The sequence below is a fragment of the Lacinutrix cladophorae genome (genome assembly GCF_053604645.1).
Genome location: NZ_JBSHNR010000059.1, coordinates 1 through 18,131 on the forward strand (window position 1 = coordinate 1; position 18,131 = coordinate 18,131).

Here is an 18,131-nt window from a genome sequence, read left to right on the forward strand (position 1 = left end):
AAGATGGTATTACTACAACTATTGATGTTTCTAATTTAGAAACCCTTACTTCTATCGCACTTAATGCAGATGAAGCAAGTATCGACTATACCGATGAAGATGGTGTTATTACCAACCTAAATTTTGCAGCTATTGTTGCAAATTTAGAAGCACTAACTACTATCGTTGATAATAACGACGGAACATTTACCTACACTGATGAAGATGGTATTACTACAACTATTGATGTTTCTAATTTAGAAACCCTTACTTCTATCGCACTTAACGCAGATGAAGCAAGTATCGACTATACCGATGAAGATGGTGTTATTACCAACCTAAACTTTGCAGCTATTGTTGCAAACTTAGAAGCGTTAACTACTATCGTTGATAATAACGACGGAACATTTACCTACACCGATGAAGATGGTATTACTACAACTATTGATGTTTCTAATTTAGAAACCATAACAGATATTAGTAATTTAAATACTGCAACAAACACAAACTTAATTGGAACTTATAATAATGAGAATGGAAATTCATTTTCAATTGAAGAAACAGTAACTACTTTAACTCCTGACGCAACAGATCCAACACAACTTGTGTATACTTCTGAAGATGGAACTACTACAACTATAGACACCACAGATGACCAAATGATCTCTACAACAGTAACAACACCTTTAGAAGAAGTAAATGTAGCTTTAGAAGATGGTGGTGATATAGATATTAATATTCAGGATGCCGATGCAGATCCAACAAATGAAATTCAAACGCTTTCTATAAGTGGAAATGATTTAACTATATCAGATGGTAACACGGTTACTTTGCCAGAACCTACTTTAACCGTTACAAAAGAAACGATAGGATATGTTTTTGCAGCTGCACACACACAAGCTAACGGAACAAACTCTTTTAATATTAATAATACTGTAACAAGAACAGCAGTTGGTAGATATACCGTTGCATTTACAACAGCACATCCAAATGGAGCAAGTTATGATGTAACCTTTGGTGCTCAAGAAGATATAACAAATAGAGACACAAGATTAGTTTCAGTAGTAACGGGAACTCAAACAGCAAATGGTTTTCAAGTAATGGTTGCTACTGGAGATAATGGGGGTACTGCAGATGTTCTTGTTGATGAAGTTTGGTATTTCAATACATCGGCTACTAGAGAAGTAGTAACAGATGTAGTATTAGTAACATCATCTGGTTCAAATCCAGTGACAAACCCTACTACTCCATCAGGAACTCCTACTACAGATTTCACACAGAATAATTTTGCAGATGCGCAGAATTTTTCATTAAACTTTAATGCTGGAAATAATGCAGGGTCGACTTGGGAAGCTTTAATTTCAAATAGACCTTACGCAGCATTACCAACCCTAACGGCAGTTTCTAATGGAAGTCCAATCGGAATAACAGTAGTTAGTCAAGACAACGGAGATGGGACATATAATTATTTAATAACAGGTACAGATCCATTGGCAGCAAATAATCCAAGTATAACGATATCTGGCGGTACTACTGGTGGAGGAACAGGAACGCAATTTGGAGGAAACTGTACATGTGTTACATTCTACATCAACTAAAAAAAAAAAAAAAAAAAAAATGAAATCATTAAAATTAATAATAACAGTCCTTAGCATTTGTATTTTTCAAACCGCTTTTTCACAAACCCCTAGAGGAGAAGAACTGTTAGGTTTATATAATATTCCTACAACAGAATTTACAAATATAACCTCTCCTATTATAGGAACGTTATTATATAACCCAACAGATGAAAACGTATATGTTTATACAACCGCTGGATGGACTACAGTTACAAATGCTAATGACCTGGATTCGGATACTACTAACGAGCTTAATGAAACAGTAGAACTTAACGGCACAAACCTGGAAACTACAGATGCTGGAGGTACAATAACCACAGACTTATCCTCTTTATCTTCTTCCATAACTCAGGTAGTATCAACAGGAAATACTATTGCTACACATACAAGTGGAACTACTACAACTAACATTATAGAAACAAATACTAGTTTTTCTCAAAATGACGCTAGTCCAACTGGTGAAATAACATTCAATAATGAATCCGGTACTCCAGCAACAGCACAAATAATTGGAGATGAAGCGGATAACCAAATAGAAGTTGGAACAAATGGTGGTGCGTATTTAGGACCTACTGTTTATGTTGGTCAATTTATTATCACAGCAACAGGTACGCAAACAATTACAGGCTTACCTTTTGAACCATCTTCTATAACTTTTGTTGCACATGCAAATGTGGAAACTTTAGATTTAGATTCCGATAACGGTGTAGGAGATAATAATACAGGTTTAGCAAACTCTTTTGGTACCATGAATGGTTTTGCAAGAAATGATTCTGGAACAATAACACAACAAGTAATTTATGTTGGTGGTAGTGGTAACTCTATTAATGATATTTCAAGATTTGCTTCAAGCACCAGATGTATTGGCTTAAGATATGGTAATCAAAATGGTAATGCTTTAGGCAGAACTTTAGCAAGCTTATCTGCTTTTACTACAGATGGATTTTCGTTAAATGTTACCACCAAATCAGATAACGTAGTTGTACTTTATACTGCTTACAAATAAATAGAAATATGAGAACAATTAAATACTTAGCGTTACTCCTGTTTCAAATAAGTTTTGCACAACAAGCATTTCATAATTTTGGAAATCTACAAATTCATGACGAAGGTCAAATAGGATTCCATATCGACTTAGAAAATGACGGAATGTTCAATGAAAACTTAGGCTTGGCTGGTTTTTATAATTCGGATAATGCTTTAACCATATCTGGAACCGAAATTCCTAAATTTTATGATATGGATATTGCTGTTATTGACCATTTATTTTTAGAAATAAGCACCGAAGTTTCTAATGGTTTAAATTATGTTATTGGAGATGCAATAACCCCTAGAGAGAATCCAAATATCTCACTAGACTTTTTAGAAAACACTTTTTATGTTTCTGAAAATGACTTTCGTTTAACAGATGGCTACGCATCTTTTAATGGAAATGATTCATTTATCTTTCCTATTGGAGACGATAACAAATTAAGACCATTAATAACTCCCTTACAAACCAACAACCCCAAATTTAAAGCTGCTTATTTTAATGAAGACCCAAACTTCCCTTCTACTTTTGTAGAGAGCTTCGACACAAACAATTCCGAAGGTATTATTAATACTATTTCGACCGAAGAATTTTGGGATTTTAATGGCACACAAGAAACACAAGTAACACTAACTTGGGATTCAGATAGTGATATCAACACACTTGTTGATGATTTATTAAACCTACGCGTTGTAGGGTGGAGCACAACTGAAAACCAATGGAAAGATTTAGGCAATGTTGATTTTACAGGAAATCAAAATGAAGGCACAATTACTTCCACTTATTTTATTCCAAATGCATATGAAATTATAACTTTTGGATCTCTAATTGGTAGTGACGGAATTACGGTTTATAATGGTATTAGTCCAAATGGAGATGGAAAAAATGATGTTTTTGTTATTGAAGGTGTTGCACTATTTAAAAATACTTTAAAAATATTTAATCGCTGGGGAAGAGTTGTATATGATGTAGAAAATTACCAAAACGACTGGAATGGCTACACCAATAAAAAAGTACTCATTGGCAGCAACAAAAAACTTCCTGTGGGAACGTATTTTTATGTTTTAAATTTACCAGAAGAAGACAAAGAATATGCTGGATGGTTATATATTAATTATTAAATCTTTTTTAAAAAATGATAGCCTGGTTTTTTAAATCCTAAGTTGTGATAAAATCGGTGTGAAGCATCATTTTTAATATATGCATTTAGCTCCATGGTTTCAACGCCTTTATTTTTTACATAATCCGTAATCCATTGCATAAATTGCTTCCCTAACCCATGATTTCTATACGAATCATCTATATAAACATGATCAACTTCCATGCTTTTTCCAGAATAATGTCTTGTACAAAACCACATCCCAGAGATACCAATAAGTTTTTCTGCATCAAAAACTCCAGCACATTCATAATTTTGATGTATTATTTCTTTAAAACGTTTCTCTAAAACATCCATAGAAATTTTCCCTTCATTTAATTTATAAACCAAAGGAATTATAGTAGATATCTTTTCTTTTTCAATGATTTTAAACGAAAAATGCATAACTTAAATTTTCTGTAAATTTAATTAATTTTGGCTCATAATTTGTAACACTTCATCCGTATTTGAAAAGAAGAAACTTCATAAAAAAAACAACACTATCTGGAATAGCACTAGCAACTATACCTTGTTTTACTTTTGCTCAAAATATAATTTCTTCAGAAGAACTTATGGGTAAAGGAAATCCGAAACTTTTTGGAACTGATTATAAGCTTCGTAAAGAAGCATATCTTGCGTTTCAGAATATGAAAGCAACAGCTTTGAAAGAAGGAGTTCGCATTCAAATAGTATCAAGCTATAGAAGTTTCAACCATCAAAAACATATATGGGAAGGTAAATACAAACGCTATATAAACCAAGGTTTAAGTGCTGAAAAAAGCATTCAAAAAATAATTGAATACTCTACTATTCCTGGCACCTCAAGACACCACTGGGGAACAGACATCGATATTATTGATGCCAATGTACATGCTCCAAAACATGTGCTTCGTGAAGAAAACTTTCACAGAGATGGCTCCTACATTTACTTAAAGAAATGGATGGATGCACATGCAAATTCTTTTGGATTCTATTTAGTTTACACTGCTGATTTAAACAGAAAAGGTTTTAAGTATGAACCTTGGCATTATAGCTACAAACCCTTGTCACAAAATTATTTAAAAAGCTACAAAAAAGTAAACATACAAGAGATGCTTCAAAAAGAGAAACTATTAGGAAATGATTATTTTTCAACATCCTTTATCAATAAATATCGAAATGAAAATATTTTAGATATTAATCCAGAACTTTTGTAACTTTAAATCCTTATAAATAACAAACTAACATGAGATCAGGTAATTTAAAAGTAAGATTAATTATAGGTTTATGCATTGCAGCCTATTTTGGTTTTAAATATTTTTCATCGCAAGAAGTAAATCCTTATACAGGCAAAAAACAGGCGATTTCTATGACTGTAGATGAAGAAATTCAAATGGGTTTACAAAGTAGGGATCAAATGGCTGCGCAACATGGTGGTTTATACCCTAATGAAAGTTACCAAGCCTTAGTAGATAACGTTGGAAACAAACTAATAAAAAACAGCATTGCTAAAGAAACACCTTATAAATACGAATTTCATTTACTAGCAGATGCACAAACCATAAATGCTTTTGCATTACCTGGAGGTCAAATATTTATTACTTATGCATTGTTTTCACAATTAGAAAATGAAGACCAACTAGCTGGTGTTTTAGGGCATGAAATTGGTCACGTTTTGGGAAAACATAGTGCAGAACGTATTGCTAACAGCGAACTTTGGCAAGGACTATCTACTGCAGGTTCTGTTGGTGGAGATCTTGGCGGATTGATTGGTGGTGTTGGCCAAAATTTAATTTTAAAAAATGGTCGTGGTGACGAATTAGAAAGTGATGATCTTGGAGTACGTTTTATGCTAAGAGCTGGTTACGATCCTGAAGAAATGATAGATGTAATGGAAATTCTAAAAGCTGCAGCTGGACCAAATCGTGTACCAGAATTTCAAAGTTCGCATCCAGATCCAGACAATCGAATAGAGAAAATTAGAGAATCTATAAAAAAATATAGAGGGCAGTTACAATAATATAAAAATACGTTAATCCTAATATAAGATCCCGACTCGTCGGGATTCTTTTTTTATATTTGGGTTTCAAAATGACAGCACTACATGAATAAGAAAGTTATATTAATGATTTTAGATGGTTGGGGTAAATCTCCAGACCCAAAAGTTTCTGCAATAGATAACGCGAATACATCTTTTATAGACTCCCTGTATACCAAATACCCAAATGCATCTTTACGCACAGACGGTTTACATGTTGGCCTACCAGAAGGACAAATGGGAAATTCTGAAGTTGGCCATATGAATCTTGGAGCTGGACGTATTGTATACCAGGATTTAGCTAAAATTAATTTAGCGATCGAGCAAGATACATTAAAAGACGAAAAAGTGTTAATTGAAGCACTAAAGTATGCTTCAGATAACAAGAAAAATGTTCATTTCTTAGGACTACTAAGTAATGGTGGAGTACATGCACACACCAATCATTTAAAGGGTTTTATTGACGCTGCTAATAAAGCTGGTGTGCACTCTTTTGTACATGCATTTACAGATGGTCGAGATGTAGACCCTAAGTCAGGAAAAGGCTATGTCCAAAATCTAGAAAACTATATTGAAGGCACAAAAACAAAGATAGCAACTGTTACAGGTCGTTATTATGCAATGGATAGAGATAAACGCTGGGAACGCGTAAAACTGGCGTATGACGCTTTAACAAAAAACGTAGGAACAAAAACTACCAATTTAACAGAATCTATTCAATCTAATTACGATAATGATATTACCGATGAATTCATTAAACCACTAATTGCGACAGATAAGGATGGTGTGCCAGTTGCTAAAATTGAAAAAGAAGATGTCGTAATATTTTTTAATTTTAGAACAGATAGAGGTCGTGAATTAACAGAAATGTTAAATCAAAAAGACTTCCCTGAGTACGATACTAAAAAAATAGATTTGCATTATGTAACCATTACAAATTACAGTGATGACTTTAAAGGCATTAATGTAATTTTTAACAAAGAAAACATAACGGAAACTCTAGGAGAAGTTCTTTCTGTTCATGGTAAGAAACAAATTAGAATTGCAGAAACCGAAAAATACCCACATGTTACATTTTTCTTTTCTGGAGGACAAGAAACTCCTTTTGAAGGTGAGTCCCGTATTTTAAAAAACTCTCCTAAAGTTGCTACATACGACTTAAAACCTGAGATGAGTGCTTTCGAACTTACAGACGCTCTAGTTCCTGAACTTGAAAAAGGAGAAGTAGATTTTGTTTGTTTAAACTTTGCAAATGGAGATATGGTTGGGCATACAGGTATTATGGAAGCCGCAATTAAAGCATGCGAAGCCGTAGATACTTGTGTTGAAAAAGTAATAACTGCAGCTCTTGAAAATGATTATACTACAATCTTAATTGCAGACCATGGTAATTGTGAAACTATGATAAATCCAGATGGATCACCAAATACTGCACACACAACGAATCCTGTACCTATTATTATAATAGACAAAGAGATAAAAGCAATTAATGATGGTGTTTTAGGTGATGTCGCTCCTACAATTTTAAAATTAATTGGTATAGAACAACCCAAAGCAATGACTCAACATGCGTTAATATAAAGTGATTTTTATTGTATTTTCGCAACCTATTTATTAAACACTAATGAATTTAAACGATAAACTTATTCTTGCCATTGATTTTGATGGAACCATTGTAGATGATGCCTATCCTAAAGTTGGAAAACCAAAACTTTTTGCTATTGAAACACTTAAAAAACTACAAGCTGATGGTCATCGTTTAATTTTATGGACATACAGATCTGGAAGACCTCTTGAAGAAGCTGTTGCTTTTTGTAAAAATAAAGGCATCGAATTTTATGCCATAAACAAAAGTTTTCCTGAAGAACAATTTGACGAAAATAAAAGTCGAAAAATTCATGCAGATTTATTCATTGACGATAGAAATATTGGTGGTTTTTTAGGTTGGGGAGAAGTATATCAGTACCTTTCAAACCCAAAATACAACACTAAAATACCACCAAAAAAGAAAGGTTTCTTTTCCTTTTTAAGAAGAAGCCATTAACCTTTTATTAAATCGAAATATTGTTTATCTATAGCTTCTCTATGCTCTGGATGCGCTATAGCAACTAATGCTTTCACACGTTCCTTAATCGTTTTCCCATATAGATTGGCAATTCCGTATTCGGTAATAATATAATGTGCATGTGACCTTGTAGTTACTACTCCTGCTCCTGGTTTTAAAGCTGGTACAATTCGACTTATACCAGATTTGGTTATTGAAGGTAATGCGATAATTGCTTTACCGCCTTCACTTAAAGAAGCTCCTCTAATAAAATCCATCTGACCTCCTACTCCAGAATACATATGCGCTCCTATAGAATCTGCACAAACTTGTCCCGTAACATCTACTTCGATTGCCGAATTGATAGCTACCATTTTAGGGTTTTGTTTTATAATAGAAACATCATTCGTATAATTTGAAGCTCGCATTTCTACAAAAGGGTTATCATCTACATAATCATAAAGTCTTTTAGAACCAATTAAAAAAGTAGCCAAGGCTCTACCTCGGTTTATTCCTTTATAGTTTCCATTAATAACATCCTTCAAAATTAAATCGATAACACCATCCGAAAACATTTCAGTATGTAATCCTAAATCTCTATGATTTGTCAATCGTGTTAAAACTGCATTTGGTATACTACCAATTCCCATTTGTAAAGTACTTCTATCTTCAATTAAACCAGCAACATAATCACCAATTTTAGCTTCAATAACAGTTGGCTCTGCTATATCATGTGTTGGTATTGCTTCGTTAGATTCTACAAATAAATCAATTTCAGAAACATGAATAATTCCGGCACCATGTGTTCTTGGCATATTTCTATTTACTTGTGCAATAACATGTTTTGCATTATCTATAGCTGCCAATGTAGCTTCAACAGAAACACCTAATGAACAATACCCATGTTTATCTGGAACAGACACATGAATTAATGCAACATCTAAATCAATAATATTTCGTTTAAAAAGAAGTGGTAATTCACTTAAAAAAACTGGCGTATAAGAACCATTTCCACCTTTTAAAGTGTGTCTTACATTTTTTCCAATAAAAAAGGAATTTACATGAAAACTCTCCTGCAACTCTGGATTTGCATAAGGTGCTTCTCCTTCAGTATGTAATTGACAAACCTCAACGTTCCTTAACTCTTCATGACGATTAGCCATTGCTTTTATAAGTGCCTGAGGTGCTGCTGCAGCAGCCTGTATATACACTCTATTATTAGATTTAATTACTTTTACAGCTTCTTCTGCACTAACGGATTTATACATATTCTTTTATTTTGAGCTACAAAAGTATAGTATAAATAAAGTTTAAAAACTGTCAAATATCATGTTTCAATAAAAAATATACTTTGTTATTTTTAGTATCTTTGCACCATATTTTTATATCCTATGATTATTGTAAAAACAAGAGAAGAAATAGAATTAATGCGTGAAGCAGCATTAGTAGTATCTAAAACTTTAGGTGAAATTGCAAAAGCTGTAAAACCAGGAGTTACTACATTAGAGTTAGATAAACTTGCTGAAACCTGTATTAGAGACCAAGGTGCTATACCTGGTTTTTTAGGTTTGTACGACTTCCCGAATACGCTTTGTATGAGCCCAAATTCGCAAGTGGTACATGGTATTCCTAACACTACTCCTTTAGTTGAAGGCGACATTATATCTATTGATTGTGGCGCTATTAAAGAAGGTTTTTATGGTGATCATGCGTACACTTTTGCTGTTGGTGAAATTGCTCCGGAAACCGAAAAACTGCTTCAAGTTACAAAAGAATCGCTTTATGTTGGAATAAAGGAACTTAAAGTTGGTAACCGTGTTGGAGATGTGGGATATGCCATTCAAAAATATTGTGAAGATCATGGATACGGAGTTGTTAGAGAATTGGTTGGACATGGCTTAGGAACAAAAATGCACGAAGACCCAGAAATGCCAAACTATGGAAAACGTGGTCGTGGTAAAAAGTTTATTGAAGGTATGGTTGTAGCTATTGAGCCAATGATTAACCTTGGTACAAAAAGCATAAAACAACATAGAGACGGCTGGACAATCACTACATTAGATAATAAGCCATCTGCTCATTTTGAACATGATGTTGCGATTGTAGATGGGAAACCAGAACTACTTTCTACATTTGCTTATATTTATGAAGCTTTAGGAATTAAGAGTAATGAGGAAGATGCCTTTAGACAAAAAGCTTTAGTTTTATAATATTTGACACGAGTTATCAGTAATTTAATCACTGTTATTTATAAAAAAGATGATTTAGTGATTGAATTAATGGATAATAATTATAGAATCGTTTATAAAGGAAATTTATGAACATATAAATACAAAGCTGATTTATTATTTTAGATAAAATAAAAGCAATTGATTGTTTAGTCTCTACATATATAAAACAAACGCTAAACTATTTAGCTGTTTCAAAATTAAAATTAGGCTTACTAATTAATTTTGAAGAAGATAGTTTAAAATATAAAAGGATTGTACTTTAGCCGTCCGTGAAAATTCGTAAAATTCGTGTCAAAACAACTCTTCAAAACAATTCTTAATATTTTCCCTAGACCTATATTAATTAGGTTTAGTTACATTGCACGACCAATTTTAGCATTTTTTTTAAAAGGAAGTACTTATACAGACCCAATTGATGGTAAAAGTTTTAAAAATTTTTTGTCGTATGGTTATGAAATACAACGCGAGAATGTACTATCGCCTTCTACATTAAGCTTAGAACGCCATAGATTATTATGGTTATATTTAAAAAAGGAAACCGATTTCTTTACTGCAAAAAAAAGTGTACTTCACTTTGCACCAGAACAATGTTTTTTAAACCGTTTTAGAAAACTAAACAATCTAGACTATACCACTACAGATTTACTTTCTCCTATTGCAGATGTAAAAGCAGATATTTGCAACCTTCCGTTTAAAGATAATAGTTACGACGTTATTTTATGTAATCATGTTTTAGAACATATTCCGGATGACACTAAAGCGATGCAAGAATTATATCGTGTACTAAAACCAGGAGGTTATGGTATTTTTCAAATTCCGCAAGACGACATATATAGAAAAAAGACTTTTGAAGATAATTCTATTACAGATAAGAAAGAGCGCGCAAAAATCTTCGGACAATATGATCATGTTCGTGTTTATGGTCGTGATTATTTTGATAAACTTAGAAGTATTGGATTTAAAGTAGAAGAAATGGATTACACAGCAAATCTTTCCGAAGAAGATATAAAAAAATACTGTCTAGCCAAAGGCGAAATTATTCCTGTAGTTTATAAATAAAAACATATTATGACACAACAAATCATTATTGCTACAGCCGCCACTTTTGGAATGTTATCTGTTATTTTTGGTGCCTTTGGAGCACATGCTTTAAAAAAAAATCTATCCGAAGATCAGCTTCACAGCTTTGAAGTTGGTGTAAAATACCAAATGTATCACGCCATTGTTTTATTAGTTTTAGGACTAAACCCTGGCTTTATAACCACTGCAATTTACTGGTGTTTTACTATAGGGATTATACTATTCTCTTTTAGTATTTACGGATTGGTTTTATCGGATGCTAAAGGAAAAAAACTTCGTTTTTTAGGACCAATTACTCCAATAGGTGGTTTACTTTTAGTTACTGGTTGGTTGTTAGTATTATCTACTGCTTTACAATAGCTATTTTTTCTGAAACATTATTGTTTCACTATTTTATAGGTAAACTCTCTTTGGTTACTAATTACTTTCACTAAATACATACCCGTTTTTAAATTGGAAACATTTAATGTTTTCACATTAGTTTCTAATACATTTTGACCTAAAAGATTAAATATTCGAATAGTATCTATTGTTAAATTCGATGTTATTTGCAATTCATTTTGAACCGGATTAGGATAGATATGTATAGTGCTATTTTCATAATCTGGTGTAGACAAGCTCCCATCCTGCAACAAAATATCGAACCAACCAGAAGTTCTTCCAATCGCATTATCACTCCAAACTTGCACTAAATAACTGGTATTAGAAACAACAGGTATATCTTCTAAAATGGCACTTCCGCATCCTCCAGCAACAGGATTTGTTTCTTCACCAAAACAATAGCCGTTTTCCCAAATTTGCATATTAAATCCTGCCTGTGTTATAAGGTCAATTGTTGTACTATCTCCCGTATAAAAAGCAAACCAAACATCTTGTCTATTTGCTACATCATTACAAGTAGGAGTTTGAAATGAAGTTGTTGCAAATTCATTATTAGCAATTAAAGTCTCTCCTAAATTTATATGATATGAAGAAGAATAATAAGCTTCTGAGCAGTTATCGTTAGAGGCTAATTCACAGCCATATTCAACCTCAAAATTTGTATTGCAACCAGGTGCATTATTTTCAAAAGTACCAGGAAACCACGAACTCTCTTCTACGCCAACCAAATAAAGATACGAACAAACCCAATTGGCATTACAAAAAGACAAACTAGAATTATTTCTAATAATTACTTCAGGCCAATTACCTATGATATTATTAGAACCAATATTAATATCTTCTAAAACCGCATTATTTTCAATGATGATACTATGTTCACTTCCTAAATATAATAAACCATTAAAACTTTCTAGAGCGTCATTATTAGAAATATGCACAAACTCCGATCCATAGATCTCATTTAAACCAGTAAAATCAATGAGGTTATCGTTATCTGAAATTACTGTAAATTCTCCTGCTCCATAATTTTCTAAACCAACTAAATTCGTTAATGCATCGTTATTTATGATATAGAAAGAAGCTAAAGTGTTAAAAGTATTTGGAACTCCTGCAACACTTGTTAGCATAGGATTATTACTAATACTAAATGCACTTTCGAAACCTGATTGGTTCACCAAATTTTCTAATCCAGTTATTGCAACTAATGAAGGATTATTACTTACTCCAAACCCATTCCCTGTACCTTCCACATAAGATAAAACCAAGTTTGAGTTTAGTCCATCTGTATTTTGTAGAACTGCATTATTAGAAATGGACAAACTGGTACATGCCGTAATTTGTGCTAATCCGCTTAAATCTGTAATATCATCTCCCGATATAATTAAGGCAACATCAAGCATGGTACAATTTGGATAATCCATTGCAAATGCATCTATTTCTGCTTGCGAGTGGAAGGCTCCATCTGGTGGACATTGACTAAATACAAAATAAGGGAACACAAACAGAAAGAGTAGTAATTGCTTCATTTTAAGATATTTAATTTAAATATAATAAAATTATTGCAAGAGGTTATAATCAAAATTATAAAATTTAACATAGTAATCACATGCAAAGTAATACTAAGAATAATTCTAATGTATTTTGCTTAAAATAGTTGTCTAATAGCCATTCCTAAAACAACATAAAGCAATAAAATAAATAATTCCAGTTTATATTGTTTTAAATGTTTCATAATTAGTTTAACAGAAAAAAGCTGAACTAAATAATTTAGCCCAACTTTAATCACGATTAATAGCATCTTTTAATCTTTATTACTTTGCTGCGTTTCAACAAAGACTTTTACTTAATCCATAACGTCTGAAAGTTTAATTGTCTTTCCGCAATGTTTAGATTCTATTTTAAAAATAACATCTCCTTTTTTTCCTTTGTCAGCCCAACGTACTTCTTTACCAGTATTACAAGAGATGCTTGTTTTGGATCCTTTGTTTAAAGAAACAAAACCTGTTCCTGTATAAATACTCACTTTTTCTTTAGTATCATTTACTAATGAGAAACTACTTGCGATTGAAACTTCTATATTTTGAGATGCATTTATAGTTTGTTTTTCTTCTGAAAAAGAAAATAATACGAATGTAGTTAATGCGATAATTATTGTTTTCATGTTGATTTGTTTTAAAATTACTTCTGCAAATATGTTACTAAAAACCATTTATGAATGTTTCTAATTTCTGAAACCTAGTTTTTAACTTCTAAATCAGAAAAAAACTACAAATTATTTCTTGATAAAATATTCTGTTTTTAAATGTTATTGTTTTTAACGCACTGAAACACTGTTACCACAGTTAGCATTTGCACTATAAAAAGTAGTACCTGTACCACCAGAATTAGAATCAAATTTATACGTGTAATTTGAATTACATGTCACTTTTGTACTACTATTTGCATTTATGCGTGTTCCATTTCTTGATCCATTTTGGTATATATAAATGTCCCTTCCTGTCTTATTATTAATGGTTATTAAATTTCTAGCATTGTTATTATCCATTTGCTCCATACGTGCTTGGTGGGCTTTTAACTTAGCATACTCTGGTGTTGCTTTAATAGAATCGTTATATCTTTTTATTTCTTCGTCACCTGCTTCTCTAGCACGTCTAATTTTTGCTATATCCATTTTATCTTTTGTAGTTAATGGATTAGCTTGCTTTGCTTTCATAGCTGTTACATAATCATTAAACACCTTCTCTATGTTTACCGTTTTTATATACTTAAAAGTTGGTGATTGACCTACTCCTTCTACTTTTGCTTTCATTCTTGCCATAAACCCTCCTTTTTTCTTTTTACCAGCACCTTCTTTTGTTACTGTTTCTCCTCGTTCTTTAACCAGAACATAAAATGCTTTTACATTTGCTAGTTTTGGCACATCACTATCTGAAGTATTACTAACTACAAATAATATATCATCTGTCATCATATAAGCATCCTTTGTATACTTATGTTTTATATATAATACATTTGGATAACTATCTACTCTAACGTAATTACTTAACTCTGTTTGGCTAAAACCACTAACTCCTTTATCTACTGGTGTTGCGACAAAACCTACAGGCTGTCCTGTAACTAGCCTTGTAACTTTTAAGCTAATTGCTGGTTTACCTCTTGTAAAGTTATAAGTACCATCACCATTGGCTGATTGATCTGCAAAACCTTCGTAAATTGCAGATTCTCCATTGGCTTCCATGGCTTCATAAAAGTTTTTTTGCGCTTTTGTTATGGTTGCAACTAGAAGTAATACAACCGAAAATATTATTTTTTTCATTTTAAATGATTTTTAGTGATTAAATAAGTGTGTGTAATTTTTGATAAAAAGCTTTAATGTTTTTTAAACCCCGCAAGCAAAACACTTACGAGATTTTGAAAAAAACAAACTACTATCTATTATATTTTAATAAATTGTTTTGTGAATACATTGCCATTTTTGGCTTCCATTTTAATAATATACATCCCGTTAGGTAAACTAGACACATCCATATTATTATTTTGAGTTCTTAATACTTGCTTTCCTAACATAGAATAAATGGTTGCTTGCTTTAAGCCTTGATTCATTTTTATATTTAAAACTGAAGTTGATGGGTTTGGGTATATAGAAACCGTATTTAAACTAAAATCCTCTACACTTAATGCTCCACAATCTAAGCTATACGTTGCAGTTGCATCTTTTAGCCAAGCAGCTGGTGATGTACCTACAATAGCAGCATCTACCTCTATACAAGTTAAATTTGTATTTTGGCTAGCATTCATAGTTGTAATGTTTGCATTATTTCCATTAGCTATATTTAAACTTGTTAATTGGTTATTAATACAACTTAATTCTGTTAATGCGGTATTAGCCGACACGTCTAAACTTGTTAATTGGTTATTACTACAATCAAGTCTTGATAAAGAGGTGTTAGTAGAAACATCTAAACTTGCTAATTGGTTATCGATAGAAAATAATGACTCTAAATAGATGTTGGAAGAAACGTCTAAACTTGTTATAGGATTATAACTAGAATCAAATTCTATTAAAGCCGTGTTAGCCGAAACATCTAAACTGGTTATTTGGTTATTATAACAATATAATTTTGTTAAGTTGATGTTAGCCGAAACATTTAAACTCGTTAATAGATTGCTATTACAAACCAATTCCGTTAAATTGGTAAATACCTCTATGCCAGTTAAGTCAATTATATTATAGTATCTACAATCTATCAATCCTGTAAAAGCAGTTGCTTCACTACATTGTATTTCTGTATCTCCGTTGGTATTTATTGCTGTGTTACCTACTAAATACGCTTTAAAATTTGCGTCTGGTATGTTTACGTTACAAGTTGTACAATTATCACTATAACTTGCCATTGCATCTTTTTGCCAACCAGCTGAGTTTGGAGTAAAACCAGCATCTACTTGAATACAAGTTAATGTAGCATTGCTTGTTGCATCAAAATTTATCATGTTTGCATTATTACCATTAGCAATATTCAGACTTGTTAAATTGTTATTATCACAAAATAAATCTATTAAGAAAATGTTAGCAGACACATCTAAACTCGTTAAATTATTATCATAACAATATAATCCTGTAATATTTGTAAATGCTTCAATACCTGTTAAATCTGAAATATTATCATTATAAGCATGAATAGTACCTATGGCATCAGTTGCTTCGCTACACTGTATTTCTGTATCTCCGTTGGTATTTATTGCTGTGTCACCAACTAAAGCAGCTTTAAAGTTTGCATCTGGTATGTATATGGTACAAGGTGTACAGTCATCACTGTAACTTGCAGCGGCATCTTTATACCAATTATTTGGTGATGTACCCACTATATTAGCATCTACTTGAATACATGTTAAAGAAGGATTATTACCAGTAGATAGAAATGTTAAGTTTGCATTAAAACCATTGGCAATGTTTAAACCTACTAAATTATTAGCATAGCTTGTAATAGATGTCAACGCTGTATTTGCAGAAAGATCTAAACTAGTTATGCTATTATTATAGCACTCAAAATTTATTAAAGCAGTATTGTTAGAAACATCTAAGCTCGTTAATTGGTTATTTTGACATTTTAATTGCGTTAAAGCGGTGCTAACAGAACCATCTAAACTTGTTAATTGGTTACTTGTACAATCTATAGTTATTAAAGCAGTATTAGAAGAAACATCTAAACTTGTTAATTGGTTAAAACCACAAAACAAATATTGTAAACTGGTGTTAGCCGAAACATCTAAACTTGTTAATTGGTTATTTTGACAATATAATTCTGTTAAAGCAGTAAATGCTTCTACACCTGTTAAGTCACTTATATTTAGGTTTGTACAGTTTATTATCCCAGAAAAGGCAGTGGCTTCACTACATTGTATTTCTGTATCTCCGTTGGTGTTTATTGCGGTGTTACCTACTAAATATGCTTTAAAATTTGCATCTGGTATGTTTACGGTACAAGTTGTACAACTTGCGCTATACGTTGCCCCAGCATCTTTATACCAATCCGTTGGCGATGTACCTGCAATAGCAGCATCTACCTCAATACACGTTAACGCCGTATTATCTGTAGCATAAAAAGAGGTCATATTTGCATTATTTCCATTGGCTATATTCAAACTTGTTAATTGGTTCTCATTACACCATAATAATACTAAATTTGGTTGCGCAGAAACGTCTAAACTCGTTAATTGGCAATCAGTAGCAAAAAAGTCCTCTAAAGCGGTGTTAGTAGAAACATCTATACTCGTTAATTGGGTTCTACTAATAGCTAACCTTACTAAAGCAGTATTAGCCGAAACATCTATACTTGTTATTGGGTTTGTATCAAAATCAAGTTCTGTTAAAGCTGTATTACTTGAAACGTCTAAACTCGTTAATTGGTTAGTATAACAACTTAAATTAGTTAAAGCCGTGTTAGCCGAAACATCTAAACTCGTTATTTGGTTTTCACCACATTTTAATTCTGTTAAAGCAGTGCTAGAAGGAAGGTTTATACTCGTTAATTGGTTATCTCGACAATCTATACTTGTTAAAGCTGTATTAGCAGAAAGATCTAAACTCGTTAATTGGTTGGTCACACAATTTAATTGTGTTAAAGCAGTAAATGCTCCAATACCTGTTAAATCATTTATACCTAAACTATAACAATTAATTTCTCCAGTAAAAACACTTGCTTCACTTACCTGTATTTCTGAATCTCCATTAGTGTTAATAGAAGTATTACCTACTAAATAGGCTTTAAAGTTAGCATCTGGAATGTTTACATTTTGTGCATAGCCAAATGTTGCTATGAGTACGAATAATAAAAGTAATTTGTTTTTCATGATATAAAAAATTTATTGAGTTTGTTTGATACAAAACTATTTGTAAACAAGCTTTTACAGCAGTCAAAAAAACTCGATTCAAGTCACGAACTAACCATTTGAATCAAAAAACAACTATTTGAGTCAAAATGCTTTTATGACTAATTAATTGCCTCAAAAAAAGATATATTTACAAAGAAAGTATATCAAAACGGTGTTGTTAAAGTTGCTGATTTTATTCTTAACTAATACTTTTAAATTTGTTTAGCTATTAATATTTAG

At 32.0% G+C, this 18,131-nt stretch carries 16 protein-coding genes and 1 pseudogene; 11 read left to right on the top strand and 6 right to left on the bottom strand.

Annotation, left to right across the window (positions count from 1 at the left end; translation table 11 throughout):
* The 3 genes and pseudogenes from ACVC3Y_RS00435 to ACVC3Y_RS00445 form a co-directional block, all read left to right on the top strand.
* Nucleotides 1–1,577: pseudogene (locus ACVC3Y_RS00435) on the top strand (hypothetical protein); the annotation flags it as partial.
* Nucleotides 1,578–1,596: 19 nt separating this feature from the next.
* Nucleotides 1,597–2,604, top strand: coding sequence for a hypothetical protein (locus ACVC3Y_RS00440; protein WP_303426342.1), 1,008 nt, complete (start codon nt 1,597–1,599; stop codon nt 2,602–2,604).
* Between the two features lie 8 nt (nt 2,605–2,612).
* A complete protein-coding gene (locus ACVC3Y_RS00445; protein ID WP_452225771.1) occupies nt 2,613–3,749 on the top strand; it encodes a gliding motility-associated C-terminal domain-containing protein in 1,137 nt (378 codons plus the stop codon).
* On the opposite strand, the gene ACVC3Y_RS00450 is transcribed toward ACVC3Y_RS00445, so the two are convergent.
* The gene (locus ACVC3Y_RS00450) at nt 3,746–4,171 is read right to left on the bottom strand and encodes a GNAT family N-acetyltransferase (RefSeq protein ID WP_303426345.1); all 426 of its coding nucleotides are present in this window, start codon (nt 4,169–4,171) and stop codon (nt 3,746–3,748) included. The two genes, ACVC3Y_RS00445 and ACVC3Y_RS00450, sit on opposite strands and share 4 nt — an antisense overlap.
* A 62-nt stretch (nt 4,172–4,233) precedes the next feature.
* Between ACVC3Y_RS00450 and ACVC3Y_RS00455 the strand changes: the two genes are divergently transcribed.
* From ACVC3Y_RS00455 to ACVC3Y_RS00470, 4 genes are all read left to right on the top strand, one after another.
* Complete coding sequence (locus ACVC3Y_RS00455) at nt 4,234–4,962, top strand: M15 family metallopeptidase (RefSeq protein ID WP_452225772.1); 729 nt, start codon at nt 4,234–4,236, stop codon at nt 4,960–4,962.
* Between the two features lie 29 nt (nt 4,963–4,991).
* A complete protein-coding gene (locus tag ACVC3Y_RS00460) occupies nt 4,992–5,765 on the top strand; it encodes a M48 family metalloprotease (RefSeq protein WP_303426347.1) in 774 nt (257 codons plus the stop codon).
* Between the two features lie 84 nt (nt 5,766–5,849).
* Nucleotides 5,850–7,364: a 2,3-bisphosphoglycerate-independent phosphoglycerate mutase gene (gene gpmI / locus ACVC3Y_RS00465; protein WP_303426348.1), complete on the top strand. Its 1,515-nt coding sequence runs from the start codon at nt 5,850–5,852 to the stop codon at nt 7,362–7,364.
* Nucleotides 7,365–7,407: 43 nt separating this feature from the next.
* A complete protein-coding gene (locus ACVC3Y_RS00470) occupies nt 7,408–7,827 on the top strand; it encodes a BT0820 family HAD-type phosphatase (RefSeq protein ID WP_303426350.1) in 420 nt (139 codons plus the stop codon).
* Here ACVC3Y_RS00470 and ACVC3Y_RS00475 read toward each other — a convergent pair.
* Nucleotides 7,824–9,095, bottom strand: coding sequence for an acetyl-CoA hydrolase/transferase family protein (locus tag ACVC3Y_RS00475; RefSeq protein ID WP_452225773.1), 1,272 nt, complete (start codon nt 9,093–9,095; stop codon nt 7,824–7,826). The two genes, ACVC3Y_RS00470 and ACVC3Y_RS00475, sit on opposite strands and share 4 nt — an antisense overlap.
* Before the next feature lie 123 nt (nt 9,096–9,218).
* On the opposite strand from ACVC3Y_RS00475, the gene map reads away from it, so the two are divergent.
* The 4 genes from map to ACVC3Y_RS00495 all read left to right on the top strand — a co-directional run bounded on the left by map (nt 9,219) and on the right by ACVC3Y_RS00495 (nt 11,498).
* Nucleotides 9,219–10,037: a type I methionyl aminopeptidase gene (gene map, locus ACVC3Y_RS00480; RefSeq protein WP_303426354.1), complete on the top strand. Its 819-nt coding sequence runs from the start codon at nt 9,219–9,221 to the stop codon at nt 10,035–10,037.
* A gap of 182 nt (nt 10,038–10,219) precedes the next feature.
* Entirely contained in the window at nt 10,220–10,321 is a 102-nt protein-coding gene (locus ACVC3Y_RS00485; protein ID WP_303426381.1) for a GxxExxY protein, read from the top strand.
* Between the two features lie 25 nt (nt 10,322–10,346).
* Entirely contained in the window at nt 10,347–11,117 is a 771-nt protein-coding gene (locus ACVC3Y_RS00490) for a class I SAM-dependent methyltransferase (RefSeq protein WP_303426356.1), read from the top strand.
* 9 nt (nt 11,118–11,126) lie between these two features.
* Nucleotides 11,127–11,498, top strand: coding sequence for a DUF423 domain-containing protein (locus tag ACVC3Y_RS00495; RefSeq protein ID WP_452225774.1), 372 nt, complete (start codon nt 11,127–11,129; stop codon nt 11,496–11,498).
* Nucleotides 11,499–11,515: 17 nt separating this feature from the next.
* Here ACVC3Y_RS00495 and ACVC3Y_RS00500 read toward each other — a convergent pair whose 3' ends face one another.
* From ACVC3Y_RS00500 to ACVC3Y_RS00515, 4 genes are all read right to left on the bottom strand, one after another.
* Entirely contained in the window at nt 11,516–13,045 is a 1,530-nt protein-coding gene (locus ACVC3Y_RS00500; RefSeq protein ID WP_452225775.1) for a T9SS type A sorting domain-containing protein, read from the bottom strand.
* A gap of 317 nt (nt 13,046–13,362) precedes the next feature.
* Entirely contained in the window at nt 13,363–13,680 is a 318-nt protein-coding gene (locus ACVC3Y_RS00505) for a hypothetical protein (protein ID WP_452225776.1), read from the bottom strand.
* A gap of 153 nt (nt 13,681–13,833) precedes the next feature.
* A complete protein-coding gene (locus ACVC3Y_RS00510; protein ID WP_452225777.1) occupies nt 13,834–14,835 on the bottom strand; it encodes a hypothetical protein in 1,002 nt (333 codons plus the stop codon).
* Nucleotides 14,836–14,954: 119 nt separating this feature from the next.
* Entirely contained in the window at nt 14,955–17,870 is a 2,916-nt protein-coding gene (locus tag ACVC3Y_RS00515) for a T9SS type A sorting domain-containing protein (protein WP_452225778.1), read from the bottom strand.
* Between the last annotated feature and the right edge of the window lie 261 nt (nt 17,871–18,131).

Coding starts and splice junctions, on each gene's coding strand:
- ACVC3Y_RS00460 (WP_303426347.1), top strand. CDS start 4,992: ATGAGATCAGGTAATTTAAAAGTAAGATTAATTATAGGTTTATGCATT.
- ACVC3Y_RS00500 (WP_452225775.1), bottom strand. CDS start 13,045: ATGAAGCAATTACTACTCTTTCTGTTTGTGTTCCCTTATTTTGTATTT.
- ACVC3Y_RS00450 (WP_303426345.1), bottom strand. CDS start 4,171: ATGCATTTTTCGTTTAAAATCATTGAAAAAGAAAAGATATCTACTATA.
- ACVC3Y_RS00495 (WP_452225774.1), top strand. CDS start 11,127: ATGACACAACAAATCATTATTGCTACAGCCGCCACTTTTGGAATGTTA.
- gpmI (WP_303426348.1), top strand. CDS start 5,850: ATGAATAAGAAAGTTATATTAATGATTTTAGATGGTTGGGGTAAATCT.
- ACVC3Y_RS00440 (WP_303426342.1), top strand. CDS start 1,597: ATGAAATCATTAAAATTAATAATAACAGTCCTTAGCATTTGTATTTTT.
- ACVC3Y_RS00515 (WP_452225778.1), bottom strand. CDS start 17,870: ATGAAAAACAAATTACTTTTATTATTCGTACTCATAGCAACATTTGGC.
- ACVC3Y_RS00505 (WP_452225776.1), bottom strand. CDS start 13,680: ATGAAAACAATAATTATCGCATTAACTACATTCGTATTATTTTCTTTT.
- map (WP_303426354.1), top strand. CDS start 9,219: ATGATTATTGTAAAAACAAGAGAAGAAATAGAATTAATGCGTGAAGCA.
- ACVC3Y_RS00445 (WP_452225771.1), top strand. CDS start 2,613: ATGAGAACAATTAAATACTTAGCGTTACTCCTGTTTCAAATAAGTTTT.
- ACVC3Y_RS00475 (WP_452225773.1), bottom strand. CDS start 9,095: ATGTATAAATCCGTTAGTGCAGAAGAAGCTGTAAAAGTAATTAAATCT.
- ACVC3Y_RS00510 (WP_452225777.1), bottom strand. CDS start 14,835: ATGAAAAAAATAATATTTTCGGTTGTATTACTTCTAGTTGCAACCATA.
- ACVC3Y_RS00470 (WP_303426350.1), top strand. CDS start 7,408: ATGAATTTAAACGATAAACTTATTCTTGCCATTGATTTTGATGGAACC.